The sequence below is a fragment of the Aquamicrobium sp. LC103 genome, from assembly GCF_001014615.2.
Taxonomy (GTDB): domain Bacteria; phylum Pseudomonadota; class Alphaproteobacteria; order Rhizobiales; family Rhizobiaceae; genus LBCQ02.
On sequence record NZ_LBCQ02000015.1, the window covers coordinates 154,925 to 181,535 of the forward strand.

The 26,611-nt window shown below is 63.5% G+C and carries 21 protein-coding genes; 10 read left to right on the plus strand and 11 right to left on the minus strand.

The window, feature by feature from the left end; translation table 11 throughout:
- From XW59_RS25740 to XW59_RS25765, 6 genes are all read left to right on the plus strand, one after another.
- Window positions 1–1,008, plus strand: coding sequence for an oligopeptide/dipeptide ABC transporter ATP-binding protein (locus XW59_RS25740; RefSeq protein ID WP_047148742.1), 1,008 nt, complete (start codon window positions 1–3; stop codon window positions 1,006–1,008).
- Window positions 1,005–1,769, plus strand: coding sequence for a hypothetical protein (locus XW59_RS25745; RefSeq protein ID WP_047148743.1), 765 nt, complete (start codon window positions 1,005–1,007; stop codon window positions 1,767–1,769). Before XW59_RS25740 ends, XW59_RS25745 begins: the two co-directional genes overlap by 4 nt.
- Window positions 1,766–2,956 (plus strand): enolase C-terminal domain-like protein, encoded by a 1,191-nt coding sequence (locus tag XW59_RS25750; protein WP_047148744.1) that lies wholly within the window; start codon window positions 1,766–1,768, stop codon window positions 2,954–2,956. Before XW59_RS25745 ends, XW59_RS25750 begins: the two co-directional genes overlap by 4 nt.
- A 67-nt stretch (window positions 2,957–3,023) precedes the next feature.
- Window positions 3,024–4,091: an AGE family epimerase/isomerase gene (locus tag XW59_RS25755; protein ID WP_170990223.1), complete on the plus strand. Its 1,068-nt coding sequence runs from the start codon at window positions 3,024–3,026 to the stop codon at window positions 4,089–4,091.
- On the plus strand, window positions 4,091–5,176 hold the full coding sequence (locus tag XW59_RS25760) for an Ldh family oxidoreductase (protein WP_052958541.1): 1,086 nt from the start codon (window positions 4,091–4,093) through the stop codon (window positions 5,174–5,176). The genes XW59_RS25755 and XW59_RS25760 overlap by 1 nt, the downstream gene beginning before the upstream one ends.
- Window positions 5,173–5,994 carry an NAD(P)-dependent oxidoreductase gene (locus XW59_RS25765; protein ID WP_082137841.1) on the plus strand — a complete coding sequence of 274 codons (822 nt, stop codon included), beginning with the start codon at window positions 5,173–5,175 and terminating at the stop codon, window positions 5,992–5,994. Before XW59_RS25760 ends, XW59_RS25765 begins: the two co-directional genes overlap by 4 nt.
- 71 nt (window positions 5,995–6,065) lie before the next feature.
- Here the strand turns inward: XW59_RS25765 and XW59_RS25770 are convergent, their stop codons facing one another.
- The 3 genes from XW59_RS25770 to XW59_RS25780 form a co-directional block, all read right to left on the minus strand.
- On the minus strand, window positions 6,066–6,944 hold the full coding sequence (locus XW59_RS25770; RefSeq protein WP_047148746.1) for an SMP-30/gluconolactonase/LRE family protein: 879 nt from the start codon (window positions 6,942–6,944) through the stop codon (window positions 6,066–6,068).
- 203 nt (window positions 6,945–7,147) lie between these two features.
- Entirely contained in the window at window positions 7,148–7,501 is a 354-nt protein-coding gene (locus XW59_RS25775; RefSeq protein ID WP_047148747.1) for a hypothetical protein, read from the minus strand.
- A gap of 161 nt (window positions 7,502–7,662) precedes the next feature.
- Entirely contained in the window at window positions 7,663–14,400 is a 6,738-nt protein-coding gene (locus XW59_RS25780) for a putative Ig domain-containing protein (protein WP_137327102.1), read from the minus strand.
- A 248-nt stretch (window positions 14,401–14,648) separates the two neighbouring features.
- Here XW59_RS25780 and XW59_RS25785 point away from each other — a divergent pair, with 248 nt between their 5' ends.
- Window positions 14,649–15,311, plus strand: a complete 663-nt coding sequence (locus XW59_RS25785; RefSeq protein WP_052958544.1) for a response regulator transcription factor — start codon at window positions 14,649–14,651, stop codon at window positions 15,309–15,311.
- Window positions 15,308–16,627 carry a HAMP domain-containing sensor histidine kinase gene (locus XW59_RS25790; protein ID WP_047148749.1) on the plus strand — a complete coding sequence of 440 codons (1,320 nt, stop codon included), beginning with the start codon at window positions 15,308–15,310 and terminating at the stop codon, window positions 16,625–16,627. Before XW59_RS25785 ends, XW59_RS25790 begins: the two co-directional genes overlap by 4 nt.
- 308 nt (window positions 16,628–16,935) lie before the next feature.
- Here XW59_RS25790 and XW59_RS25795 read toward each other — a convergent pair whose 3' ends face one another.
- The 5 genes from XW59_RS25795 to XW59_RS25815 form a co-directional block, all read right to left on the minus strand.
- Window positions 16,936–17,994: an L-idonate 5-dehydrogenase gene (locus tag XW59_RS25795; protein ID WP_047148750.1), complete on the minus strand. Its 1,059-nt coding sequence runs from the start codon at window positions 17,992–17,994 to the stop codon at window positions 16,936–16,938.
- An 11-nt stretch (window positions 17,995–18,005) separates the two neighbouring features.
- Window positions 18,006–19,286 carry a TRAP transporter large permease gene (locus XW59_RS25800; protein ID WP_047148751.1) on the minus strand — a complete coding sequence of 427 codons (1,281 nt, stop codon included), beginning with the start codon at window positions 19,284–19,286 and terminating at the stop codon, window positions 18,006–18,008.
- A gap of 4 nt (window positions 19,287–19,290) precedes the next feature.
- Complete coding sequence (locus XW59_RS25805) at window positions 19,291–19,797, minus strand: TRAP transporter small permease subunit (RefSeq protein WP_047148752.1); 507 nt, start codon at window positions 19,795–19,797, stop codon at window positions 19,291–19,293.
- Window positions 19,798–19,865: 68 nt separating this feature from the next.
- Window positions 19,866–20,855 (minus strand): TRAP transporter substrate-binding protein, encoded by a 990-nt coding sequence (locus XW59_RS25810; RefSeq protein ID WP_047148753.1) that lies wholly within the window; start codon window positions 20,853–20,855, stop codon window positions 19,866–19,868.
- A 41-nt stretch (window positions 20,856–20,896) separates the two neighbouring features.
- A complete protein-coding gene (locus XW59_RS25815; protein ID WP_246666223.1) occupies window positions 20,897–21,598 on the minus strand; it encodes a GntR family transcriptional regulator in 702 nt (233 codons plus the stop codon).
- A 129-nt stretch (window positions 21,599–21,727) separates the two neighbouring features.
- Here XW59_RS25815 and uxuA point away from each other — a divergent pair, with 129 nt between their 5' ends.
- Entirely contained in the window at window positions 21,728–22,945 is a 1,218-nt protein-coding gene (gene uxuA, locus XW59_RS25820; RefSeq protein ID WP_047148754.1) for a mannonate dehydratase, read from the plus strand.
- 409 nt (window positions 22,946–23,354) lie between these two features.
- Window positions 23,355–23,789 carry a UTRA domain-containing protein gene (locus XW59_RS25825; RefSeq protein WP_082137843.1) on the plus strand — a complete coding sequence of 145 codons (435 nt, stop codon included), beginning with the start codon at window positions 23,355–23,357 and terminating at the stop codon, window positions 23,787–23,789.
- A 332-nt stretch (window positions 23,790–24,121) separates the two neighbouring features.
- On the opposite strand, the gene XW59_RS29545 is transcribed toward XW59_RS25825, so the two are convergent.
- The 3 genes from XW59_RS29545 to XW59_RS25835 all read right to left on the minus strand — a co-directional run bounded on the left by XW59_RS29545 (window position 24,122) and on the right by XW59_RS25835 (window position 26,587).
- The gene (locus XW59_RS29545) at window positions 24,122–24,322 is read right to left on the minus strand and encodes a hypothetical protein (protein ID WP_047148756.1); all 201 of its coding nucleotides are present in this window, start codon (window positions 24,320–24,322) and stop codon (window positions 24,122–24,124) included.
- Between the two features lie 250 nt (window positions 24,323–24,572).
- On the minus strand, window positions 24,573–25,562 hold the full coding sequence (locus tag XW59_RS25830; RefSeq protein WP_052958545.1) for an ABC transporter ATP-binding protein: 990 nt from the start codon (window positions 25,560–25,562) through the stop codon (window positions 24,573–24,575).
- Window positions 25,559–26,587 (minus strand): ABC transporter ATP-binding protein, encoded by a 1,029-nt coding sequence (locus XW59_RS25835; RefSeq protein WP_047148813.1) that lies wholly within the window; start codon window positions 26,585–26,587, stop codon window positions 25,559–25,561. Before XW59_RS25835 ends, XW59_RS25830 begins: the two co-directional genes overlap by 4 nt.
- Window positions 26,588–26,611 lie beyond the last annotated feature (24 nt).

Below are 26,611 nucleotides of genomic sequence, written 5' to 3' on the forward strand. Positions count from 1 at the left end.
ATGCCGTCGGAAACATCCGACGTGCTGATCGAGGCGCGCAACCTGCGCAAATGGTTTCCCATCCGTCGAGGCGTTCTCGGTCGGGTGACCGCCCATGTGAAGGCCGTCAACGATGTCTCCTTGTCGATACAACGCGGCGAAGTGCTTGCCGTGGTGGGCGAGAGCGGCTCGGGAAAATCCACCCTCGGACGCCTCATCCTGCGGTTGATGGAGGCGACCAGCGGTGAAATCCGGCTTGGAGACGTGGACCTCACACATCTTGGTGCGGCCGAGCTGCGTGCCATGCGCCGGCGCATGCAGATCGTCTTTCAGGATCCTTTCTCCTCGCTGAACCCGCATATGCGTATCGGCGATGCGCTGCTCGAAATCCTGACCGTCCAGCGCATCGGCGCCAACGCGGCCGAACGGCGTGCTCGTGTAGGGGCGCTGCTCGAGCAGGTCGGCCTGAGGCCCGGAGCCGCGGATCGGTTTCCGCATGAATTCTCGGGCGGGCAGCGCCAGCGCATCGGCATCGCGCGGGCACTCGCCGTCGAACCGGAATTCATCGTGGCGGACGAGCCGGTCTCCGCCCTGGATGTGTCGATTCAGGCCCAGGTGGTCAACCTCCTGCAAGACCTCAAGGACGAGCTTGGGCTGACCATCATGTTCATCTCGCACGACCTCGCCGTTGTGCGACACATCGCGGATCGGGTGGCGGTTCTTTATCTGGGCCGGCTCATGGAGATCGGGCCTGCGAGGGACGTGTTCGAGCGGCCGCTTCACCCCTATACGCATGCATTGCTTGCGGCGGTTCCCGATCCCCGTGGCGTGCGCAAGGACCGTATCCTGCTCAAGGGCGACATCCCGTCCCCGATCAAGCCCCCCACGGGTTGCGTGTTTCGTACCCGATGCCCCTACGCGCTGCCTGCCTGCGCCGAGACGGCCCCCCCTCTCCGCACTGCCGAGGCGGGACGACAGAAGGCCTGTATTCGCGAAGACATCCTTCTCCCACCCAGAGAGTTGCAATGAGCATCACATCAAAAGCAGAAAGCCCGCTTTCCGAAGAGGTTCGAGAAAAACTCAGACGGGTCAGCGTCGCGACCTTGACGACGCTGCTTCTGCGGCGCGGTCTCACCAACACCTTCATGAAAGGGGTGCGCCCGGTGGCTCCCGGCAAACGCCAGATGGTCGGCGAAGCCTCCACGCTCAGGCTCGTCCCCTACCGCGAGGATCTGGGGAACATCTTCAGCCGCGACAACAGGAGCGATCTTCAGCGCGTCACGGTGGAAACCATGCCTCCTGGTCATGTTCTCGTGATCGACTCGCGCGGCGATGCGGGTGCCGCCTCGTGCGGCGAGATCCTGATGCTGCGCATGATGGTGCGCGGAGTGGAAGGCGTGGTGACCGATGGCGGCTTTCGCGACAGCCCGAGCATCGGGGCCCTCGATATTCCCACATTCCATCAGGCGCCGGCCGCCCCGCCCATCATGGTCAGGCATCATCCCATCGAGGTAGGAGGCGTGATTGCCTGTGGCGGACTGACGGTCTTTCCCGGCGACATCGTCGTAGGCGACCAGGAGGGCGTCGTCGTCATCCCGCGCGCGCTTGCCGCCGAGATCGCGGATGAAGCCGTGGAAAAGGAAGACGTCGAGGAGTTCATCGCGCTGTGTGTCCGCGCCGGTGAATCCATCAACGACATCTATCCGCCGACGCCACTTCTGCTGGAGCGCCATGCCGAATGGGTCCGCGGCGGGCGCAAGGCGAACGCAAAGGAGATGCTGCGAGCATGAAAATCATCGACTTGAAGTCACGTTGTGTCGCCATACCGCTCAATTCGCAGCTGCGCAGCAATACGGGTGTCCATCCCGGCTATTTCATGCGCACCATCATCGAGCTCGTCACCGACGAGGGGCTGGTCGGACTCGGCGAAGTTGGCGGCGGCGACCAGCGCGGCGCGCTGGCCAAGCTGAAGAGCCGGCTCCTCGGTCTCGATCCCTTCAATACGGAACTGATCAAGGCGAAGATCCTGCGCAACACCTATTTCCAGTCCAACGCGCGCATCTACGCGGCGATCGAGATCGCCTGCCTCGACATACAGGGCAAGGCGCTGGGACGGCCGATGCACGACCTGCTCGGGGGCAGGATCCGCGACCGTGTTGCCTTCATCGGGTATCTCTTCTGGCGCTACGACAAGCCCGGCGGCGGTGACGACGACACGGCGGAGCATGTCGCCGAACATTGCGAGGAGCTTGCCGAAAAGCTCGGCGTTCGTTCGATGAAGCTCAAGGCCGGTGTGATGGAACCGCGCGAGGAGGCGCGCGTGCTCGAATTGTGCCGCGACCGCCTGGGGCCCGAGTTCGGGCTGCGCATCGATCCCAACGGCACCTGGTCGATCGGCACAGCCGTGCGCATCGGCAAAAGGCTTGAAGAGCTGGACATCGAATATTTCGAGGACCCATCCTGGGGTATCGAAGGCAATGCCGCGGTCCGCAGGCAGGTGCGTGTGCCCATCGCCACCAACATGTATCCGGCGCGCTTCGACGATCTCGGCCCCGGCATTCGGCTGGGCGCCTGCGACGTCATCCTCACCGACCTCCATTATTGGGAAGGGCCTCGCGGGGTAAAGGACCTCTGCGCCGTCTGCCGTAGCTTCGGCATCGGGGTTGCCATGCACAGCGGATCGGAATTCGGCATCGAGCTTGCCGCGATGCTGCACACCGCCGCCACCATTCCCGAGATGATCTATGCCGGCGACGCGCACTATCACTACCTCACCGACGATATCATAGCCGGCGGCCCGTTGCGCTATGTGGACGGGGCGATCGCCGTGCCCACCGGCCCCGGTCTGGGGGTGGAGCTCGATCCCGAGAAAATGGACAAGTACGAGCGCTACTTCGAGGAGAAGGGCGACTACTATGCAAGGTTCCGCACCGACCCGCGCCGCCCCGACTGGCATCCCGTCATTGGAGGACGCTAGCGCCTTCATCCGGCGCCTCCGCCGCTGGAGTTTCGGCATACTCCTCCCCTTCTTCACGGAGAAGGGGGTGGCGGAAAGCGGAGCCTTCGTGGAAGAGTTCGATCTGACACAGCGACCGCTGCCGGCCGCAGCCATCCACACCCGCGTCCAGGCAAGAATGGTCTATGTGTTCGCCCACGCGGCAAACATGCTCAACGAGCCGCGCTACGCCGAGATCGCCCACTCCGGCTTCGAGAAGACGGCCCGAACTCTCTGGAACCGCCGGGAAGGAGGCTGGATTCACGCAGCGTCAGCCCACGGCGACGTGCTGGACGTTCGGTGCGATGCCTATGATCAGGCATTCCCGCTTTTGGCGCTGGCCCATCTGCGGCGCCTCGGCATGACGGATGCGGATATCTGGATCGAAAGATCGTTGGAGGCGCTCGACCGCAGGCTTGTCGATGCAAGGCATGGCGGATATTTCGAGGAAGCTCCGCGCGAACCCTCCAGGCACCTGCTGCGGCGGCAGAACCCCCATATGCATCTGCTCGAAGCTTTCCTGGCTTTGGAAGAGGCCGGCTGGACCGGAAACGCTCGGGAGCGCGCAACGCATATCGTCGATCTCTTTTCAGCGCTTGCCGAACGGGACGGCGCGATCGGCGAATATTTCTCGGAGGATTGGAGCACGCCCCCTCCTGACAAGGACACGCGTCAGCCCGGCCATCAGTTCGAATGGGCCTGGTTGCTCGACAATTACGCCAGAGGTAAAGGCGGCAGCTCGGCGCTCGCCAACCGTCTGGCATCCTTCGCCTGGCGGAATGGAATAGAACGCGACCCGGCGCATCCTCATGCGCTTTTCGAGGAGGTCGCGCCCGATGGTAAGCTCATCACGCCAAGCAAGCTGCTGTGGCCGCAGACCGAAGCCGTGCGCTACTATGCCAGACGGGCCCGTCTCGGCGACCGCGAGGCGGAAGCCCGCGCAAACCGCCTTGCAGAAACCATCCTCAGCTCGTTCGTGATGAGCGGCGGACCACTCTGGCACAATCAGATCGATCGCAACGGGAAACCGCTTGCGCGGAGCGTGCCTTCGCGCGTGCTCTACCACATCGTCGCCTGTGCGGCCGACGCCACAATAGCGCAGGGAGGAACAACGTGATGGCGGACGATCGGCTCGCGCCGGAATGGCTTATTCCGCTTGAGGAAGCCCGGCACCTCGCATCCTCCATTCTAACCGCCGCGGGGACCTCGCCGGCGCATGCGTCGATCGTTGCCGAACATCTCGTGGAGGCGGAGATGACCGGCCATTCCTCTCACGGCCTTCGCCTTCTTCCCATGTATCTGCGGCGTCTGGCCAATGGCGAGGTCTCGGGCACTGCCAGCCCCACGATCATCCAGGACAGCGGAAGTATCGTCTTCGTCGAGGGCAACCGCGCTTTCGGACAGGTCGCGGGCGATTTCTGCGCCCGTCTCGGCGCGGAACGCGCGGGCAAGAACGGAATTTGCGCCGTGGCGCTTTCCAATTCCGGTCATCTTGGACGGAATGGACGATGGCCGGAAATCGCGGCCGATGCCGGCGCGATCTCGATCCACTTCGCCCATGGCGTTGGTGGCGAACCCAATGTGGTGCCCTATGGCGCGCGCGAGGCCCGTTTGCGGTCCTGTCCGGTGGCCATGGGCGCGCCGGTCGCCGGCGGGGAACATGTCATCCTGGATTTTTCCGTCGCGGAACTGTCCGGGAATTCGGTCCGGCTTGCCTTTGAGGAGGGCCGGCGTCTGGAGCACGCAAGTCTCATTCGCCGCGACGGGAGCAGCAGCAACGATCCTGCCGACTTTGTCCGCGGTGACGGCGCCATCGCCGCCTTTGGCGGCTACAAGGGTTACGGCATCGCCGTCTTCGCCGAACTCCTCGGGTCGCTCTTGCCGCGCCACGGAGTGGCGACCTTGAACACTAACAGCATGTTCTCGATTTACATCGCCGCTGACGACACGCGGCCCGGCTTCCAAGCCGCGGCCGATGCCTTTATGAGGGAAATTCGCTCGGCCGCTCCCAGAAACGAAGATTGTATCGTGACTGCTCCTGGAGATCGGGCACGCCGCCGGCGTGAGGAGGCGCTCAGGAAGGGCGTGATCGGCGCCTCGGCGGCCCTGGCCAAAACTCTCCGCGAAACATTTCGCCAGGCAGGACTGGCGATTGAATTCGCCGAAAGCTGGCGCGCTTCAGAAAACGGTCGGCCGCGATGAACCGGGAAGCCAGGGCATCGGGCAAACAGGGTTTGCGTGTTTTGATGACCGGCGCCGCCGGGCGAGTGGGTCGGCAGCTTTCCCGTGATCTGCGCTTGCTCGGGCATGACGTGACGGGTTGCGACATCGTCGATGTGCCCGGCCTCATCAAGGCCGATTGCCTCAATACGGAAAGAATGGCCGAGCTTTGCCAGGACATGGATGCCGTCATTCACCTGGCAGGCATCCCCAACGGGGATCCCGGCTGGGAGACCCTCCGACGATTGAACATCGACGGGCACCGATCAATGTTGCAGGCCGCTCTTTCAGCGGGCGTGAAGCGCTTCGTCTTTGCCAGTTCCATACATACGATAGGTGCGATGCCGGTCGATATACGGTTCACCCCGTCCCTGCCGCCTGCGCCGAGCGGCATCTATGGCGCGACGAAGATCGCGGGAGAGGCGCTGCTCTATGTCCATACTCTCGGCGGTGAGATGAGCGGCATATCGGTTCGCATCTGCACCTATTGCGAGGAGCCCCGCAACGCCCGGGAGTTGAAGACTTGGTTCAGCCACGCCGACGCGGCGCATCTTTTCGATCGCTGCCTCAGAGCGCCTTTCGGCGGATACCGCATGGTATGGGGCGTCTCCGCGAATGCGCGGCTGGTGAAGGACGACCCGGCCGCCACCGAGATCGGCTACCGGCCGCGCGAAAATGCCGAGGCCTTTGCGGAGGTGCTGGCCAAGGCCGGCGTCGATGTCTCCGCCTTGGGGCCCTGGCCGACGATTGGCGGGCGAATGACTGGTGCCGACATCTTGCAAACAAGCGGCCCTGGTTGACCCGCCTTGCCGGCGCTGCTGTGTGATTTTTTCGTGCTTGGTTCCGAGTTTCGACGGCGGTAAGTCGGCCGCTATGCCGATGCGCCGGCTTTGAAGCGGCCAACGGGTACGCCGGCGACATCGACCTCCATCATGAAAACGTTCCCGCATTCATCTCCCGCTTCGTCGGGGCGGCGCAGGCTCGTGAAGAACAGCGTCTTCATATCGGGGCCGCCGAAACAAGGCATGGTAGGCGCCCTGACCGGTACATGAATGCGTTCCAAAAGCCGTCCACTCATGTCGTAGCGGTTGATGCACCCGGCCGACACGCCCGCGCTCCAATAGCAATCCTCGAGGTCGAAGGCACCTCCGTCGGGGCGACCCTCCGCCTCGCCAGGCGTCGCGATGCGCGCACGCCCGCTCAGTTCGCCCGTGGCAGGATCGAGAGCGTAGCGGTCGATCCATCCCCCACGGGAATCCGTGTGAATCATCACTCTCCCGTCATGCGAAAATGCGAGGCCGTTGGACGTATGAAGTCCCTCCACCTTGCGCTCGCACCGCCCGTCGGGCGTGACCCGATGGAGCGCTGCGGTTGGGGCGCCAGCATGCATGCTGCCGACCCAGAAGGCGCCATCCGGACCGACCTTCCCATCGTTGAGGCGGTTTGCAGGGCGTTTCTCCCCCTGCTCGGGTTCCGGGTCCACCAGAAGTGTCAGGGCGTGACTATGGACATCGAACAGGTAGACACCCGATGTCAGCGCAACAACCAGACGATCATCATCCGTCAGTCCGAACGAGCAGACCCGCTCGGGGAAATCCCAATGAGAGAGTTCGTCTTTGTTGAAGTCGTGAACGTATATGCGGCCATGAGGAATGTCCGTCCATAGCAGGCGGTTTTGCCCTCCATCCCAGACGGGGCACTCTCCAACCGTGCAACGGGTTTCAGCGAGCCGGCTGAATATATAGGGCATGTTTCTCCCTTTCCTGCGTCTGGTGTGGCCGTCGCATTCTTCTCCGTAAGTTGAATGGCAGATCCTTTAAGACGCTGTCGGTACTGGGCGGGCTGTCGTGTCCTGGCGCGGCCGGGGCGAGGTAAGAGAGCTCCGGTCTGTTTCGAACCCGGCACCACCCGGGACCGTTCGAGTTCAGTTCCTGCCATCGCCTAAACCTTCCGCTAGCACTCACGCTCTGTCCGCACCGAGAGAAATGAGCACGTCGCCCACCAGGCCATCGCTGCAATCGCCAGGCAACCGGCTATCAATGATTCTGCCCCGAAGAAGATTGGCGACAATGCCACCCCGATCGCCGCGAGCCAATAGCTGAGATAGCGGATCCAGTTCAGCGCCCCATCGAGGCGTATCGACATGGAGCGGGTCACCAGCATGATCGCCGCTGTGGTTGATGCGGCTACGATAACGATGGCTGTCACGCTGCCGATCATCAGAAGGGCGGGATCATAGATCCAGATGAAGGGAACCAAATAGGCGACGAACGAAAAACGCATTCCAGCCCAGCCGGTCTTCCACATGTCGGCTTGCGCAAGCCCCGCCGCCAATTGAAGAACGTCAAAGATTTAAGCATACGTCGCTCTGCCGTCATTCGGCTCTTGTCGGGTGTCGCCGTGAGCCAGCGCAGTGATCCTGATCCGGATCATGCCAGCGAGCGGCCGCGCTTGACCCCATTCCAGCATCAGAAGCGTGCGCCGAGCCTTGCACCGAGGGTGTGGTCCTGATTTCCCGAACCACCAAAGCTGGTGCGATAATCGAAGCCCAGGCTCCAGTCGTTTTCGATCTGCATGTCGAGCGAAAGACCGAGCGTCACGAAATCTCGCATCTGCGGATCGACGTCGATCGCATGAGGCAGCCCGCCAAGGTCGGTGTAGCCGAGGCTGGCTCGTGACGACCCCGCGAAATCGCGCGTGTATTCGGCCCGGACACCTGGCGTCAGCAGGCCCCAATCCATCCGGAAGGCATAATTGGCGCGGATGCCGAGGACGCCGGAGAGCGTGTCGACCGTCTGCCCGCCATAGGTGAGCCCGTAGATATTCCCGCCGGTCTCCGTGAACCCGTCGAGCCAGGAGCGCGAGAACGCGACCGTTCCATAGGGCGAGATCAACCATGTTTCGTCGCGGAATTCATAGGCCGCGGTAAGCGAGCCGAAGATCTGTCTGCCGCTCCTGTTGCCGGTGGCGAACGCGCCATTGGAGGTGACGTAGCGGGTGGAATCGAAGTCCAGCCAACTTCCGCCCAGCAGGCCATCGATGAACAGGTTGTCGATGGGCTTATAGCTTCCATAGAGCGCCGCGCTGAAGGCATTGGCGCGGCTTTCCGTGCCGTTCTCGCCGATATCGGTGCGATCCCGGCCATAGCCGATGCCGACGCCACCGACGAATTGCTCGGAGAAGCGATAGTCGACGCCGCCCGAGACGCCGACCATGGTGTGGTCGAGATCTAGGCCACCAGTGTCGCGCTCACCGAAGTTGACGAAGCCGCCGGACCAGACCGCGAAGGGTCCAAGGTCGGGACCGACGAAGGATGAGGTACGACCCGTCTCCCCTACTCCGTCGGGCATCCGTCCGGCTTCCGGACCATAGGCAAGCATCCCCGGCGTCGCTGCCCCATGCGGCGCGGCAACGGCGGAATGGCTGTCGGCGACCAGTTGGTCGATTGCCTGCTCGGCAGAACCTGGATCGTGCTGCGTGATGCCGATCCGGATGTTCATGCTCGAGGCGCGCCGCGCGCCCTCATCGTGGAGCTGCTCGAGGCGGCTGTGGAAGTTGCGTATCTGGTTCTGGGCAAAGCGTGTCGCCGTGTTCGTCTGTGCGTTGATGAGGCCGATGACTTCCGGATCAAGAGACGGATCCGGCCGCACGAGGGCGGCGCGCATCACTGTCACCGTATAGGTCCGCATCGTCTTGCCGTCCTCGGCCGTGACGACGATGGGGATCGCCGTTTCGCCGATGGCGAGCGTGACCGCTTGGCTGGCGCTGCCGGAAGCGACTGCTTGCCCGGCGACGGTGATCGTGGCATTCGGCTCGGCGGCCGTCGGCGTCAATGCAACGCTCTCGATCGCGTTGTCGATCTCGACGGCATAGTCGGTTCCTGCCGGATCGAACGCCGGATCGAGCGCGCCGACGCTCGGCAGCAAGCTCGCGAGGGTGGCATTCGCGGAGGCCGTGCGAGTGACTGTCACCAAGTAGGTCTGGCTCGTCGTGGCGTCCTCGGCGGTGACGACGATGGGGATCGTCGTTGCACCGACCGTAAGCGCGATCGCCTGGCCGGCACTGCCGGAGGTAACCGCTTGCCCGGCGACGGTGATGGTCGCATTCGGCTCGGCGGCGGTCGGCGTCAGCGCGATCTCCTTGGTCGCATTGTCGACGGCCACCGCATAGCTGGTCGTTGCTGCATTGAAGGTGGGATCGAGGATGCCGACGCTCGGAGCAAGACCTGCCAGGGTGGCGTCCGCGGAAGCGGCACGGACGACCGTCACCGTGTAGGTCCGTATCGTCGTGCCGTCCTGCGCGGTGACGACGACGGGGATCGCCGTCGCGCCGACGGCGAACGCGATCGCCTGGCTGGCGCTGCCGGAGGCGACCGCTTGCCCGGCAACGGTGATGGTCGCATTCGGCTCGGCGGCGGTCGGCGTCAGCGCGATCTCTTTGGTCGCATTGTTGACGGCCACGACATAGCTGGTCGTTGCCGGATCGAAAGCGGGATCGAATGTCCCCACACTCGGAGCGAGACCTGCCAGGGTGGCGTCCGCGGAGGCGGCGCGGGTGACCGTCACCGTGTAGGTCCGTGTCGTCGTGCCGTCCTGCGCGGTGACGATTGTGGTGATGGTGTTGGCCCCGACATTGAGGGAGATCGCGCCGGACTGCCCGCCCGAAGCGACGGGCGAGCCGTCGACGATGATGGTGGCATTGGCGTCGGCCGCCGTCGGGGTGACCGTGATCGACCCCGTCGCGTTGGGAACCGTCGCCGTATAGGTCGGGTTGCCGGGCGCGAAAGCGGGGTCCAGCGCCCCCTCACTCAGCACCAGAGCCGACAGAGTGGCGTCGATCGAGACAATGAACAGCGCGTACCTTACCGTCGTGATCGACGGCGTGCCGCCGTTGTCGTCGCTGGCAGTCACGTCGAAATTGAACGTGCCGGGGGCAGTCGGCGTGCCCGACAACGTCCCGTCGTCGTCGAGATCCAGCCCAGGCGGCAAGGCGCCGGCGGTTATTGCGTAGCTGTAGGGCGAGACCCCGCCGGTGGTACTGAAGCTCTCTTGGTAGGTTGATCCGACAGTGCCGTCGGGCACCGTCGAGGGCGCCAGTGTCAGCGTCCCGCCGCTCACGATCAGAGTGTAGGCGCGGCTTCCGCTTCGACCGTGGGCGTCCTGCGCCTGCAGCCTGAAGACGAACGCGCCGTTTGCGGTCGGCGTACCCGACAAGGTCCCGTTATCGTCGAGGTCCAGCCCGGGCGGCGGATCCCCGCTTTCCACAGAGAATGTGTAGGGGCCGATGCCGCCGTCGGCGGACAGGGTCTCATTGTAGGCTGTGCCTGCGGTGCCGGCGGGCAGACTGGCCGGGGTGAGCGTGATGGTCGGCGGATTGACGTGCACCGTATAGCTGATGGCCACCGAAAACGGCGCGCCGCTCCCGGTCGAACTGTCGGTCGCCGTGACCGTCACTGGAAAATCGCCGACCTGGGTCGGCGTGCCTGACAAGACGCCGGTCGTGGTATTGAGGCTTAGCCCGGCCGGCAGAGCACCAGTCAAAGCATAGCCATAGGGCGCTGCGCCACCCTCGGCACTGAAGGTCTCGCCATAGGCGACGCCATAGTCCAGCACCAGCGTGCCCGCAGCCGGCGATATGGTCAATGCAGGGGGGCTCACCGTGATCGTCACCGTTGCCGGCGCGGATGCGCCGGCGTCGTTGGCGGCGGTGTAGGTGAAGCTGTCCGTCCCGGCATAGCCCGGTTCCGGCATGTAGGTAATCGAGGTGCCGACGGCTGTAGCCGTCCCGTGGCTGGGTTCATCGGCGATGGCGACCGATGTGGGCGTGCCGCCGGCGATGTCCAAGGAGATCGGATTCGCTGTGCTGCCGTAGGCTACGGTGGCGCTTACCGGGTTGGTGGTCACCGGCATGTCGATGATCGTCAGCGTGTAGCCTGCCGACGCCGAACCCCTGACTGCCGCGATTGCGGTGACGGTGATGGGGAAGGTTCCGTGCTCCGTCGGGATGCCGGAGATCACGCCGGACGCCGCATCGATGTCAAGGCCGTCCGGAAACCCGAAAGCGACGTAGGTGATGGAGCCGTCGCCGCCGGACGCACTGATCGATGTGTTGCTGTATGGGCTATTGACGGCGCCCGGTGCTAGGGTTGTGCCCGCAGGCGGCGTCAGAACCACAGGCGGCGCGGGTGCGATGGTGATAATGTAGATGGCCCCGACCCTTCCGCCCAGGGTCGTGGCGGTCGCGGTGACGGTAATCGTGCGGGTGCCGGCCGACGTCGGTGTGCCGGTGATCGCCCCCGTGCTGGAATCGATGGAGAGACCGTCCGGAAGCCCGAAGGCGTCGTAGGTGATGGCGCCGAGGCCGCCGGAAGCGCTGATCGCGGTTTCGCTATAAGCCGTTCCGACCTGTCCTGCGTCCAGAATTGTGCCAACGGGAGGCTCCAGGGCAAGCGGCGGGGCAACCGTCAGTGTGGCGCTGTTGGACGCAGTGCTGCCGCCCGGTCCGGTGGCGACGACGCGATATATGTAACCACTCATCGAGGCGTCGGCCCCGGTGATGCTCAGCGTCCCGAGCGTCGTGCCCGAATAGACGCCGCCGTCCGAAATGTCGGTGAAGGCGCCCCCGGTCATGACCTGCCACCGATAGCCGGTCGCGTTTACGGCCGTGGCGGAGAACATCGTGCTACCCTCGACGAGAATAGTGCTGTTGGTGGGGTGCGCGACGAAGACAGGGAGCGGCGGCACCGGGGCGATGCCGATCGTGTAGGCGCGGCTTCCGACCCGACCGTGGGCATCCCGTGCCTGCAGCCTGAAAACGAACGTGCCGGCGGCGGTTGGCGTACCCGACAAGGTCCCGTCATCGGCAAGATTCAGCCCAGGCGGCAGGTCTCCCGTGTCCACCGAATATGTATAGGGCCCGATGCCTCCGCTTGCGGTCAGGTTTGCACTGTAGACCGTGCCCGCAGTGCCGCTGGGCAGGCTGGCCGGGGTGAGCGTGATGGTCGGCGGATTGACGTGCACCGTATAGCTGGTGGCCACTGAAAACGGCGCGCCGCTGCCGGTCGAACTGTCGGTTGCGGTCACCGTCACCGATGGAAAGGTGCCGATCTGGGTCGGCGTACCCGAGAGCGTGCCGGTCCCTGTATCGAAGCCAAGCCCGGCCGGCAGGGTGCCTGTCAAAGCATAGCTGTATGGCTCTGCGCCACCGCTGGCGCTGAACGTCTCGCTGTACTCCTGGCCGTAGTCGAGCGTCAGGGTGCCCGTTGGTGGGGTCATGCTCAATCTGGGTGGGTTCACCCTAATGGTCACCATCGCCGGCGCGGATGTTCCAGCACCGTTGGTGGCGGTGTAGGTGAAGCTGTCAGGCCCGGCATAGCCAGGTCCGGGCGTGTACCTAATGATGTTCGTCCCTGAGACGACCGCTGCACCATGCGACGCCGCGGTCGCGATCGACACGCTGTCCGGCGTGCCGCCGGTGATGTGCAGCATGATCGGGTTCTCGACGCTGCCGTAGGCCATCGAGGCACTGACCGGGTGGGTGATTGGCACTGGGTCGGTATAGGTGAAGCCACCCCCGGCGGTGACGCTGCCGCCTTCCGTGGTAATGACTATGTCGAAAGTTCCCGCGGAATGGGGTGGCGTTTCGAACTGGATGGAGTTGGAAGTCCATGCAAGTGGTGGCGTGGATACGCCGCCGACTGTCACGCTCGGATAGACAAGGTTGGTGCCCTCGACGATGACCCGCGTTCCACCTGTAGTCGGGCCTGTGTTCGGGCTGAACGAGGTGATGGCCGGTGGGCCGATATACTCGAAGCCACTCCCCAGCGTTGCCGACCCGCCCGGCGTGATGACCGAAACATCGACGAAGCCGGCAACGTGCGCTGGGGCAATCGCCGTGATCCGAGTGGAACTGTCGACGGTGTAGCTTATGGCAGCTACGCCACCGAAGGTGACCGATGTTGCGTCCGTCAAGTCTGTGCCGGTGATGGTCACCGTCGTGCCGCCCGCGGTGTGGCCTCTGTACGGCGTCACGCTGCCCATCCTTGGCATGGGTGCAACATCGTCGTTCAGGATTGTGACAATGCCGACGGTGTCGCCTGGGATTGCGCCGGTGATGTTGGTGACGTTGACGAAGAACCTCTCGTCTGGCTCAACGACGGTATCCCCGAATATATCGACGGAGAACCACACGCCGCGCGATCCTGGACCGATGGCGCCGGTGCGACTGGTGGCCTCATAGTCCTCACCGGCGATGGCTGTGTCGTCCGCGGTGGCGATATGGAAGCTCACGCCGCCTGCCGGAGCGGGCTCGGTCAGCGTTATTCCAAGGACGGCGGACGTCCTGCCCGAATCGCCCTCCATGACAGACACGCTGACGACCGACAGTACGGGCTGCGCGCCGATGTGAAGCGGATAGGTTTGCGAAACCGAGTCCGCGCCGGCGGTCGCCATCACCGTAACCGTGTAGTCACCGGCCAGGGTCGGGGTGCCGGAGATGACGCCGGTCGTAGCATTAATCGAGAGACCGGTCGGCAGACCGCTGGCGGAATAGGTAATCGCCGAGGACCCGCCAGTGGCGGAGATCGCGTTGTCGCTGTAGGCAAGGTTGACCGTGCCGGCGGTGAGCGCCGTGCCGGGCGCCGGTGCCAACGTGAGGAGGGGCCAACCGCCAACGGGACTGCAGCTGAAGTTGTGGATGAAGACGGATTGGCCGCCTGTGCCAACGCCCTGCAACTCCAAGGTCAGGCCAGCAGCGGCGTCACTCGCCGAAAACGTGTGGCTTCCGCTCGAATTACTGACGGGGCCGTAATAACCTTCCAGATCGCCTATCCCAAAGTAGCCGTCTACGGGCATGCTTATGCGCCAGGACACGGTGTCGCCGGGATCAAACCCTGGAAACTCGACGTATTCTGTCCCTCCGTGTAGCCAAATTATTGTTCCTGTGGCGTAGTGGTTGTTGAAGGCCGTACAGCCAGCTGAAGCCGCCCAGGTGGCCTGCGTGAATCCGAGGCCGGCAATTGCAAAGAAGAAGAGGCCGAGCAGAAACCGGCGCCCGGCCTTGACCGCCCGCAACACGGTATCGGTGCATGCTCGGGACTGAACCCGGAACATGTTGATCGTCAGGAACCGGCCATGCCGCATCGAGCGCCCCTCATGCCGGGCGCTTGAAACGAGAAAGCGCTCCGGATTAACCATCGGCGACAGCATTTGAGCAGCGCTTCAGCCTCATTTGCGATGGACGAGCATCGCAAGATGAAGCTCGCGAGATCTCGAACGCAAACCGGCGGCCCCCCGCCCAATATTCGCCCACGCCTCATATAAAAGAGTGCCGGAAACACGTATGTCGGGCGCGAACCTACAACGCTAAATTTTTGTTTCTGCGACGGAAAAGGCTAGGCTGACGCGGCATCTCGCGTACTATCGTTAGGAGCCTTCGTCTTCCTGGGATTACTTCGTTGACTGACCTGCCCGGCCGCGTTCTCATCGTCGACGACCACCCCGTCGTGCTCTACGGGTTGCGCTTTCTGTTCGAACAGGATGCACGCTACATCATCTGTGGCGAGGCCGCCGACAGCCTATCCGCCCGAGAGCAGGCGGAGATGCTGCAGCCTGACTTCGTGATCCTCGATCTCGTGCTTGGCGGCCGCGATGGCATCGAGCTTCTGCAGGACCTGACGGCGATCGTCCCGTCGGCGCGCATCCTCGTCTATTCCAGCCAGAACGAATGGCGCTTCGCAAGACGCACCATCCAGGCCGGAGCCAAGGGCTACGTCGCCAAATCCGAGGGCCTTGCGGTTGTCGGCCGGGCTCTCGATGTGATCGCCGCCGGCGAGACCTTCATCAGCGAAGCGGTTCGCCAGCGGCTGGTGGATGCTTTCGAGACGAACGTCGTGGATCCGCGGCAGACAAGCATCGATCAACTCTCCAATCGCGAGCTGCAGGTGCTCAGGATGATCGGCGAAGGAAGCTCGAGCCGCGATATCGCAAACGCGCTGAAGCTGTCGATCAAGACGGTCGGTACATATTGCGAGCGTATCAAGGTCAAGCTGCAGCTCGAAAGCTTGCGCGACCTAGAGGAACTGGCGCGCGATCATGTTCTGGGGCGCCACCCACGATGAGCGTCACTTCCTGGAGCATCCGGCGGCTGCTCGATCCCCTGGGCGGCGACAGGGCCGACGAGCCGGACCGCAAGTTTCGGCTCAATCTGCGACGGGTGGAACTGGCCTCCATCGCCATGATTTTCAATGCGGCGGTTGAAGGCACATTCAGTTTCTTTCGCGATAGCCCCGGCCTCGGCCTGCTTGCCGTCGTCGCCAGCATCGGCGCGATCGGCTTCATCGTCGCGTCGCGTCGCGGTCAAAGGGAAACCAGCCATGCCGTCTCGCACCTGCCGGAAATCTTCGTCATTTACGCGCTGGTCTGCTCGCAGGGCGCGGGCTACTTCATCGCACAGAGCGGCCGGATCCCAAGTGGCTATGCCATGGTCTATCTGGCTTGCGCGGTCTTCTTCCTGATCCCGCCACGCCGCTTCACGGTGATCGGCATCGCCACCTTCGCCCTTTTCGTTCTCTGGGTTTCCACACTTGATGTCTCGCTGTTCGAAAAGGTGGTCGCCGCCTTCAACACGGCTCTGGCTGTCGTCGCGGGTATTTTCGGCAGACGAGGCCTCGACCGCATGCAGGAGGTCGACCGCCAGCAAAGGGCCCAGATTGCCGCCCAGAACGAGGCGCTGGTCGAGGCCAATCAGCGCCTCGCCACCCACAATGCCGAGCTCAACAGCCTGATGGCCATCGCAGCCCATGACCTGCGAAGCCCTCTGTTCGGCTTGGGAAACCTGCTGGACCTCGCCGCGGCCCGCCCCCCTTCCTCCCTCGCAAGCCTACGGGACTTGCTGCGGGAGGCGAGCAACAGCATCGCCGGCATGCTGGGACTCATCGGAAGAATGCTGGAAGCCCATGAGATCGAAAGCCGATCGCCGCGCACGCTGCAATGCCGAGACCTTGAAAAAATGCTCGAGACCGCCGCTCGTCGAGCGCGTGCCGCGGCAGAGCGCGGACGCGTCACCTTGATCGTCGAGGGCCAGTCGCCATTGGTCCAGACGATGGTTGATCCGGACGCCCTCGATCAGATTCTCGACAATCTGATTTCCAACGCGATCCGATTCTCGCCGGCCGGTTCCACGGTTCGCCTGAGGACCGGCATCGCGGATGGCGCATTCATCGAGATCGCCGACGAAGGGATCGGCGTTCCGCTGGACGAGAGGGACCAACTCTTCGGCAAGTTCCGCCGCGGTGCATCCCGCCCACTCAACGGGCCTCGCGGCTCCGGCCTCGGCCTTTACATCGTCCGTAGCCTCGCGACCGCGATGGGTGCCGAAAGCGGCTACCGCCCGGGAAAAGAGAGGGGCTCGGTTTTCAGAATCGATTTCGGTTGAGCCTCCGACTGCTAGATATTCGATCCCAGTCTTTGATGGTGCATCCTCATCACTCGAATCAAAGGATGCGCTATGGGCCAGGTTCACCATGGGGCGCCACCTGGGAATTCCAGGCCCGGCCAATCACATGAACGGAACCGCTTTGCTGCAGGCGACATGACGCGCGTGGAGATACGTACGGCCATAAGAACGCTTATGCGCCCATATGTTCGCCTACCAGGAATTAAGGCGTGAACAATTGCCGACCGGCAGGCGCGAATCCTACTGCCCGCGCTGACCTACGCGGCGGCCGGCGCGGGTCGGGCTCGTCAGGCAGCGAAGGAAAGCTGCACCTTGACGGCCTCCGTACGATCCGCAGCGAGCTCGAAGGCGGCAATCGCGTCATTCAGATCACGTGTGGCAGAGATGATCGGCCGCACATCGATGCGCCGTGCGTCGATGAGCCCGACGGCTTGCGCATATTCGCTCACGAAGCGATGGGTGCCTGCAAACGTTACCTCCTTGCCGACGACCAAATTGAGCGGCACGGACACCTCGCCGGCGACGCCGACCGCCACGATCGTCCCCTGCGGCCGCGTTGCGGCGATGGCGGAACTGATCGCGGGCGCGGCCGCCGAACATTCAAAGGCGACATCGAACGTGCCCTTGTCGGCCGCGTAGGCCTTGAGCCTGTCCGGCTCGGAGAGCACGTTCACCGTCTCGTCTGCGCCCATCCGGCGAGCGACGGCGAGCGGCGCATCCTGAAGGTCGGTGACGACGATGCGCCGCGCCCCCGCGTTACGTAGGGCAGCGACGGTGAGTGCACCGATCGGCCCCGCGCCCGTCACCAGGACCGACTTGCCCGCCAGGTTGCCGGCCGTGGCGCCTGCACGGTTCAGCGCATGGAGGCAGACGGCGAGCGGCTCCGCACAGGCCGCCTCGGCGAGGCTCACTTCTTCATTCGTCACGGGCACGCATTGATAGGCGTCCACCACCATCAGGTCGCGGAAGCCACCCTGCTCGTGCGGGAAGCGCAGGGCGGAGCCGAAAAAGCGCATGGTCAGGCAATGCTGTTGCAAACCTTCGAGGCAGTAGCGGCAGTGGTTGCATGGCCGGCTCGGATTGACCGCGACGCGGTCGCCCGGCGAGAGGGCATCGACCCCCTCGCCCACCGTCTTCACGGTGCCCGCAACCTCGTGCCCGAGGATGATCGGCTCGCAAACCCGGATGGGACCGAAGCCGCCATCCTGGTAGTAATGGAGGTCTGAGCCACATATGCCGCCCGCTCCCATGGCCACCAGCACCTCGCCCGGCCCCGGCTCGACCACGTCGAGTTCCTCGACGCGGATGTCGCCCATGCCGTGCAGTCTCAAGACGCGCGTCTTCATCGATCCGTCTCCTAATTACCCATCAGCGTGTTCGGCAGCCAGGTCGCGAAAGGCGGATAGTAGGACACCAGCAGCAGCACGATAATGTTGGAGATCAGGAACGGGATGATCGCCTTGATGACCGGCAGCAGCGGAATGCGTGCGATGTTGCAGGCAACGAAGAGGCACACGCCCACCGGCGGCGTCGTCAGGCCGATCATCAGGTTCAGCACGGCGAAGGTCGCGAAGTGCAGCGGATCGATGCCGACGCTGGTCGCCAGCGCGAGCAGCGGCACGAACAGGATGATCAGCGCCGCGATCGTCTCCATGAACATGCCGACGATCAGCAGCAGGCAGTTGATGAGGAGAATGACGAGGATCTTGTTGTCCGTGATCGAGAGCACGGCGCCGACGACCATTTGCGGAATGCGCTCGGATGCGAGGATCGAGCCGAACACATTCGCGAAGCCGACCAGCGCCAGGATACCAGCCGACGAGACCGCGCTGTCGATGATGATCTTCGGGATGCGGGAGACAGGCAGCTCGCGATAGACGAAGACGCCGATGACGAAGGCATAGATGCTCGCGACGATGGCGGTTTCGGTCGGCGTGGCGATGCCGGTCAGCAGGCCGCCGATGATGAGGCCGATCATGGCCAGCGCCCAGAAGGCCGAGAAGAAGGCGGAGAAAAGCTCGCCGAAGCCCTTCCATTCCATGCGAGGGTAGTTGCGGCGCACGGCAATGATGTAGCAGGTGATGCCCATCGCAATGCCCATGAGAATGCCCGGAACCGCACCGGCGAGGAAGAGCTGCCCCACGGAAATGCCGGAAAGCGCGCCGACGATGATCATCGGAACGCTCGGCGGAAGCATCGGCCCCACAGTCGATGACGCGGCGGTGATGGCGGCGGAGAAATCTGCCGGATAGCCCGACTTCTTCATGCCGGGAATCATCACGCCGCCGGTCGCCGCGACGTCCGCGACGGCCGTGCCGGAAACGCCGCCGAACATCATGGAATCGGCGACATTGGCCATGGCGAGGCCGCCACGCATCCAGCCCACCAATGCATTGGCGAGGCGGATGATGCGCTCGGTGACACCGCCATAGTTCATGAGATTGCCGGCAAGGATGAAGCCCGGAATGCATAGAAGGACGAAGACGTCCATACCCGCATACATGCGCTGCGGGATGATGACGACCGGGAGGCCCGCCGCGACGATGTAGGCAAGCGAGGCGAGGCCAAGGCAGACAGCGACCGGCACGCCAAGGGCGAGCGTTCCGAAGAACGTGGCGAGAAGCAGGAAAAGTTCCATGGTGCTAGATTTCCTCGGGACGCTGAGGACGTCCGTCATCCGTGCCGGCGAGCATTCCGATCACGCGGACAAGAGCGAATACAAAGAGAAGAATGGAAAGGAAGAGCACGCTGGCATGGATATAGTCCATCGACCAGCGGAGGCTGGGCGCACGCTGGAAAGCGCCGATCTGCGTGAACTTCCAGGCAGGGAAGATCATCGCCGCGCCGATAACGGCGGTCAATGCCGCGGACAACAGCCGCATCCACCAGGCGATACGCTCCGACACCGCTTCCTGAAGAAGATCGACGTTCACGAGTTCCCCGGTGACCAGCGACAATCCCACGCCGAAGGCGGTCATGTAGAGCAGCAGGTAGCGGGAAGCCTCCTCGGTCCAGACCGGCGAGTAGAGGTCGAAGGTCCGCGTGACGATCTGGATGGTCACAACCACGATCAGAAGGAAGAACGAGAGGCCCACCGCCACCCGGCTTACGGCGGTAAGCAGCCTGGTCAACAAAGCCAATGAATGCATAAAACTTCTCCCGCTAAGACGACGACGCGGCCGAAGGCCGCGCCGTCATTTCCGTGTCCGAATTGCGATCAGCGATTGAACAGTTGCTCGACGACCGGGCGGATTTCCGCGTCGACGCTGTTGATGACCGGCTCGCGGGCAGCCGCGGCGAAGGCTTCCTGATCGACCTCGACGAAGGTCATGCCCTTGGCCTCGAGATCGGCGCGGATGGCCTCCTCATCCTTGAGGAACTGCTCGCGCTCGAATTCCTGCGCGCGGCGGGCAGCCTCCATCACGTGGCCCTGGTCCTCCTCGGACAGCCTGTCCCAGACCTGCTCTGCGATGGTCAGGTAAATCCATGAACGGACATGCTCCGTCAGGTTCACATGGCTTTGCACCTCGTTGAAAGAGGCCGACTGGATCAGCGCCAGCGGATTCTCCTGACCGGCGATGGTGCCGTTCTGGAGCGAGGTGAAGACCTCGGAGAAGGCCATCGGCGTGGGCTGCGCGCCGAGCGCGGTCCAGGCGTCGACGAAAAGCGGCACGTTCGGCACGCGCATGCGCATGCGGTTGAGCTCGGCAGGCGTGGTGATCGCGCGGTCGGCGGTCAGGTTGCGCGGGCCGCGCGCGAAATAGGCGATCGGGCGGACCTGGGCGCGCTCGATGACCTGCTCCTCGATCTGCTTGCCGATGTCGCCGCTGGCAATGGCGTCCATTTGCTCCAGCGTGGTGTAGGCATAGGGCAGCGCCAGAAGCGCGGCCATCGGCGCCCAGTTCTGGAGGCTCTCGCCGGTGATGGTCATCTCGACGGAGCCGAGCTGCATGCCGTTGATGAGGTCGATCTCGCGGCCGAGCGAATCGTTCGGGTAGACCTGCACGACGATCCGCCCGTCGGTGAGCGCGGAAAGCTCCTCGCCGAACTTCAGCGAGGCCTTGTGCCACGAGTTCTGCTCGTTGGCGAGGTGGCCGAGCTTGAGCGTCACCTCCTGCGCCCTCGCGGCCGTGGAAATTCCCGCGGAAAGGGTTGCGGCGAGCGCAATGCCCGCCAGCAGCGTCTTGAAATCAAATCTCGAAGTCATGTCATGCCTCCCTGGCCTGATGTTGTTTGAGAATTGCCCCGCTATCGAGCGGCGTTGAAAAGCTCCGGACGGGCCTTCGCCAGTTCCGGAAGCGATTTGAGAATTTCACGCAGGTGGGCGCGCATGGCGGCCTCGGCTCCCACGACGTCGTTTTTCACGATAGCCTCCACCACGTCCTCGTGCTGACCGATCAGGCGGCGGATATGCAGCTTCTCGACGCTGAGATAGCGGACGCGGTCCATTTGCGCCTTCACGTCCTCGACCACGCGCCAGGCATAGGCCTTGCCCGCCATCTCGGCGAGCGTGCGGTGGAAAAGCTCGTCGAGCTTGACGAAGCCGTCATTGTCGTCGTCGGCGACGCGCTTTTGGCGCGCGATCTGGTCGGTGAGCTCATCGGCGATCGCCTTGTCGGCACGTTCGGCCACGATCTTCACCACATCGGCCTCGATCGCCTCGCGCACGAAGCGAGCATCCATGACCGCCTCGGTGGAGATACGCGCGATCATGGTCCCGCGCTGCGGACGGACCTCCACAAGGCCGGCTTCAGCAAGCTTGATGAAGGCTTCGCGCACGGGTTGGCGGGAGACATCATAGCCGCGCGCGATCTCGGTCTCCGAGATGATCTCGCCTGGCAAAAGCTCGGTGCGGACGATGCGGCTGCGCAAAAGCCGATAGAGCTGGGGCGCGATCGCGGTCCGAGCGTCGATGCCATCAAAATTGTTTGCGCTTGCAGCGTCGGCCACGGCGTCTCCTCCTTGGCCGAACTATCCTCCATACTTCCATACTAGTCAACGCCAGTGTATGACGCAGCTGATGAACACGGGTCGTAGTGCGTCGCCAGACGCACGCCCATCGAGAAAAGAGGCAGGAATATGCGGCAGACTTGGCGCTGGTTTGGTCCCCACGATCTCACTTCCGTCGACGATATGAGGCAGGCTGGAGTGGAGGGAGTGGTAAGCGCCTTGCACCACGTTCCGACCGGAGCCGTCTGGAGCGAGGCGGAGATCGCGAAGCGCCAGGAAGAGATCCGCCGCATGAAGGACGGCTCACCCTCCGAACTGAAATGGGAAGTGGTCGAGAGCCTGCCCGTCTCCGAGGATATCAAGAAGCAGAAGGGCGCATGGTGCGAGCACATCGCCAATTACAAGCAGAGCCTTGAAAACCTGCGGACGCGCGGGCTCGAGACGGTTTGCTACAATTTCATGCCCGTGCTCGACTGGACCCGCACCGATCTCGCCTGGCGCGTATCCCATGGCGGCACCTGCATGCGCTTCGACCTGATCGATTTCGCGGCCTTCGACATCCACATCCTCGAACGCGAGGGCGCCGCCGCCGATTTTGGCGAGGAAGTAGCCGAGGCCGCCGCGGAGCGATTCGCCGGCATGAGCGAGGAGCGCAAAAAGAAGCTCGCCGCCAATGTGACCGCAGGCCTGCCAGGCTCGACGGAAAGCATGTCGGTCGCGGACGTGCGCCGCCATCTCGCCGAATATGACGCCATCGACGCGGAGCGGCTGCGCGCCAATTTCATCGCCTTCCTCGAAGAGGTGACGCCGGTCGCAGAAAAACTCGGCATGCGGCTCTGCTGCCATCCGGACGATCCGCCCTTCCCGCTGCTCGGCCTGCCGCGAATCATGTCCACGGCTGATCATTACCGCCGCATCCTCCGCGCGGTGGACAGCGCCGCCAGCGGCATGACGCTCTGCTCCGGCTCGCTCGGCGCACGCCCCGACAACGACCTGCCGGCGATCATGCGCGAATTCGCCCCGCGCGTGCATTTCCTGCACCTGCGCAACGTAACGCTGGAGACACCCGGCATCCCCGCCTCATTCCACGAGGCGGAGCACCTGGGCGGTGGCACGGACATGGTCGCGCTTATCGGCGAAATCCTAACGGAAGAAGCGCGCCGCAGGGCCGAGGGCCGCGCCGACGACCAGATTCCGATGCGCGCTGACCATGGCCAGGACATCATCGACGATATCGGCCGCAGGGGCCAGCCAGGCTATCCCACGATTGGCCGGCTGAAGGGGCTCGCCGAACTGCGCGGCATCCTGACGGCGCTCGCGCATCCCTCGGTCGAGTACCGGGCATAAGCCTCCGCCCCTCGGCGACAAGCTATCAGGCGAGTTTCTTGCAAGGGACAGCTTGCGGGCCGGAAGCTTCAGGGTGCCTGCAAGGAGAATGCTGACATTCCACGATTGATGGCCCGCCGTTGTAAGATGGCGGCCTCAACTGTGCCGTTGGTCAGCGTAGAGCGCCTCGACCTTTGCGATTTCGTCGTCTGTCAGCGCAGCGAATTCCTTCTCCCGCGCCCGCCTGACCGAACCCCGGACCGCGCTCGAAGCTACGGGCAAGGTCACGCTCTGCCGCCGCAAAGTCCTGTCCCGCGCAAAGTCCTGTCCCGCGCAATATACACTGAAACCTATTCTTCCGTGGAGGAGTTGACCCGCTTCGCTAAGGGCACGCCGATCCGCGTCGGCATGGTGGAGGACGTGGTCGCGGATGCCACGCTCGCGGAGAAGCTTTGCGCACGCGAGGGGCAGGGCTACGTCCGCATTACCGGCGCGCTACGACAGGGAGGACGCAGATGTCCCCGTCGGCCATGTCGAGGTTTATGTCGACACGACCTATAGCGGAATACGCGACCACGTCCGCACGATGAAGGTGTCGGTAGCAGAGACCATAGAGAAGCTTTACGGCATCGCGATCGCCCGCATCGAACAGGAAATCGCCGTCGAATTGCTGACAGTCGACCAAGCGGCGGCACTCGCGGTTACTCCTGAAACGCCGGCCCTAGTGATCCGCCGCTGGTATTCGGGCGAGAATCTTCGAGATCGCTTTCAGCCGTTATCCGATGGGCCGCTTCGCCTATCGCAACGTTCTGCTGCGCCGGGAGCAGTAAGAATCGTGCAAAGCCTATCTGCAAGACGCGCTTAAGCGCCTAGCGTCCGGCGGCAATGCAACGAGACTTTCTTGACCGCGCGAAAGGCGGAGTGGTGACGCCCTACCTCGTAGTCTCACCATCCGGACGAAGCACTTGAGGCGCTGGCATTGCCTGCCATCATGGATGGCCGCCATCGCATCCTTCCTGTTGAAACAACATCTGATTGGCTGGAAACGCCTAGGTCGCACCTGTTGTTCAACCGGGCAAGGGACTCAAAACTAATCCTTGGGACGCGCGGGATGTGGGTGGCAAATCTTCGCGCTCGCGCTGCAATGAATGAATCCGGCGGCTTCCTGACGCGGGGCTCGAATGCGCCCATTCCCTTTCAACAGGCAAGCGGAGCGATGTCATAAACCTCGCTGATTGTCAGCATCCTTACCAGCATCCGGCGCTGATGATCCCGCCCTCCGAAGAATATCGCCAAAACCCTGATCAGGTGCTTTTTTTCCAAGACTTCGAAAATGACGGCCCGTATGGTCGCCGATAGCCGCTTTAGCGGAAGCGATATGCTGACGGTGCGCGTCATCGGATGCGGAATGTGATCCCTGATACACACGGATAGAGGCTGGCCTCGTCTTCGTCGAGGAAAAGCTAGGTATCCGCAGCCATCACCAGCCCCATTTCCCAACCGCCAACCTGACTCTGGAAAACCGTCTGCTAAAAAAGCATCAGCGCGGGTGCAGTCAGTTCAAGAGTTGCTAAAAAAACGCACGCCAAGGTCGAATGAAGTATGAACAGGATCATCGCTCTGCACTCCGAAGCGATGCCGTACGGGCCTATACCAGATGGCATGCCGCGGAGTGGTTGCCGGCTATCTCCCTAAGGGCCGGCGCCTCCCCTCTACAGCGAGCGACCGCCATAGGGCAGCGAGGATGGAAATGGCATCCCATCGGGGGATTGAGCGGGGACGGAAGCTGTCCCTTGATTGCCACAAATCTCCGCTTTTTGGCCACCAGCTGCGGCATGTCCGCCAGAAGGGCGCGCGTGTAGGGATGTTGCGGATCGGCGAAGAGCCGGCCCGCAGGAGCGATCTCGACAATGCGGCCGAGATACATGACGCCGACCCGGTCGGCAAGCAGTCGTACGACACCCAGATCGTGGCTGACGAACAGGTAGGTGAGGCCGAGCTGGGCGCGCAGCCGCATGAACAGATTAAGCACCTGTGCCTGGATCGATACGTCGAGCGCCGCGGTCGCCTCGTCACATACCAGCACCGACGGCTTCACCGCGAGTGCGCGTGCGATGCCGATGCGCGCCCTCTGCCCGCCGGAAAACTGGTGCGGATAGTGGTTGCGCGTTGCCGGATCGAGCCCGACTTGCCGCATGATGCCATCGACATAGGGCACGATTTCGCGCGCCGGAACGATGCTGTGCTTCACCGGCGCCTGGCCGATCGTGTCAACGACCCGCATGCGCGGATTGAGCGACGCCATTGGGTTCTGAAAGACCATCTGCGTCGAAAGCAGGGCCGCCTTTCGGCGACGATCGTCCAGGCGGTTCAGATGTTCGCCACCCATCAGTATCTCGCCGTCATCGGGTTCGAGAATCCCGGCCAGCATCCGGCCAAGCGTCGACTTTCCGCAGCCCGATTCCCCCACCAGTCCCACGACCTCGGCCCTGTCGACACGGAGGCTGACCCGGTCCACAGCACTGACGACTTCCTCCCGATAGTTCGCGCCGACCAGATTGGCGACGCGCTCCACAAAATCGAGGCTGCGTACGAAACGCTTCGACAGGTTGCGAACTTCGACGGCCGGCTCGCTCATGATCTCGCCCCAATATCGATCACCGGATGGAAGCACCGGATCGACCGCTCACTTGCCTCGCCCCAAGAGACCAACGGAGGCACCTGCCCGCAGACCGCCGTCGATCGCCGGCAGCGCGGCGCGAAGGCGCATCCCGCCTTGAGACGCGCCAGCGAAGGCGTCGAACCAGGTATCTGCGCAACTTCGGTTCCGGGGATGTTGTGACTGGGGACACAAGCGATCAACCCTGCCGTGTAGGGATGCGCGGGCGCCTCCAGCAACTGATCCACCCTGCCGGTCTCGACCAGACGACCCGCATACATGACTGCAATACGATCCGCGAGGCCGGCAACGACAGACAGGTCGTGCGTGATCCAGATCATGGCAGTGCCCGCCTCCTCCGCGAGGGACTGCACTTCCGCCAGAATCTGAGCCTGAATGGAAACGTCGAGCGCAGTCGTCGCCTCGTCGGCGATCAGCACGGCCGGCCGGTGCAGCAAGGCGATCGCGATCGCGATGCGCTGACGCATGCCTCCGGAGAACTGGTGCGGATAATTCAGCATGCGCTCTCGCGGCGATGGGATTCCGACCCTGGAGAGCATCTCGCATACACGCTCGCGGGCCGCACGCTCGGATACCGTATCGTGCGCCCTGATCGCCTCGATCATCTGGGTATCGATCCGCAGGACAGGATTGAGCGTGCTTGTCGGGTCCTGAAGGATCATCGCCATGCGGCGGCCCCTGATGCGGCGCAGCTCGCTCTCCGGCATCCCGATCAGCTCTTCTCCCTCGAGCATGACGGACCCTCCAGTCAGGCGGCCCGGCCAGCCGATCAACCCCATAAGCGCAAGGCCGGTCACCGACTTGCCCGAACCCGATTCGCCGACGATCCCCATTACCTCGCCGGCAGCAAGGTTGAAGCTCACCCCATCCACCGCTGTAAGCGCACCCCCGCGGGAGGCGAAGGCGACCGAGAGGTCTCGCACCTTAAGAACCGCGTTTCGGAGTGGCGCCGTGTGATGGCTGGATGTTTCCTGGGAGGGCAGGACGCGAGCAACGCTGGGAGCGGA

Bases quoted from the DNA above. Each gene is read 5' to 3' on its own strand.
- XW59_RS25740 (WP_047148742.1), top strand. From the start codon at position 1: ATGCCGTCGGAAACATCCGACGTGCTGATCGAGGCGCGCAACCTGCGC.
- XW59_RS25745 (WP_047148743.1), top strand. From the start codon at position 1,005: ATGAGCATCACATCAAAAGCAGAAAGCCCGCTTTCCGAAGAGGTTCGA.
- XW59_RS25750 (WP_047148744.1), top strand. From the start codon at position 1,766: ATGAAAATCATCGACTTGAAGTCACGTTGTGTCGCCATACCGCTCAAT.
- XW59_RS25760 (WP_052958541.1), top strand. From the start codon at position 4,091: ATGGCGGACGATCGGCTCGCGCCGGAATGGCTTATTCCGCTTGAGGAA.
- XW59_RS25765 (WP_082137841.1), top strand. From the start codon at position 5,173: ATGAACCGGGAAGCCAGGGCATCGGGCAAACAGGGTTTGCGTGTTTTG.
- XW59_RS25770 (WP_047148746.1), bottom strand. From the start codon at position 6,944: ATGCCCTATATATTCAGCCGGCTCGCTGAAACCCGTTGCACGGTTGGA.
- XW59_RS25775 (WP_047148747.1), bottom strand. From the start codon at position 7,501: ATGTGGAAGACCGGCTGGGCTGGAATGCGTTTTTCGTTCGTCGCCTAT.
- XW59_RS25780 (WP_137327102.1), bottom strand. From the start codon at position 14,400: ATGCTGTCGCCGATGGTTAATCCGGAGCGCTTTCTCGTTTCAAGCGCC.
- XW59_RS25790 (WP_047148749.1), top strand. From the start codon at position 15,308: ATGAGCGTCACTTCCTGGAGCATCCGGCGGCTGCTCGATCCCCTGGGC.
- XW59_RS25795 (WP_047148750.1), bottom strand. From the start codon at position 17,994: ATGAAGACGCGCGTCTTGAGACTGCACGGCATGGGCGACATCCGCGTC.
- XW59_RS25800 (WP_047148751.1), bottom strand. From the start codon at position 19,286: ATGGAACTTTTCCTGCTTCTCGCCACGTTCTTCGGAACGCTCGCCCTT.
- XW59_RS25805 (WP_047148752.1), bottom strand. From the start codon at position 19,797: ATGCATTCATTGGCTTTGTTGACCAGGCTGCTTACCGCCGTAAGCCGG.
- XW59_RS25810 (WP_047148753.1), bottom strand. From the start codon at position 20,855: ATGACTTCGAGATTTGATTTCAAGACGCTGCTGGCGGGCATTGCGCTC.
- uxuA (WP_047148754.1), top strand. From the start codon at position 21,728: ATGCGGCAGACTTGGCGCTGGTTTGGTCCCCACGATCTCACTTCCGTC.
- XW59_RS25825 (WP_082137843.1), top strand. From the start codon at position 23,355: ATGCCACGCTCGCGGAGAAGCTTTGCGCACGCGAGGGGCAGGGCTACG.
- XW59_RS29545 (WP_047148756.1), bottom strand. From the start codon at position 24,322: ATGACGCGCACCGTCAGCATATCGCTTCCGCTAAAGCGGCTATCGGCG.
- XW59_RS25830 (WP_052958545.1), bottom strand. From the start codon at position 25,562: ATGAGCGAGCCGGCCGTCGAAGTTCGCAACCTGTCGAAGCGTTTCGTA.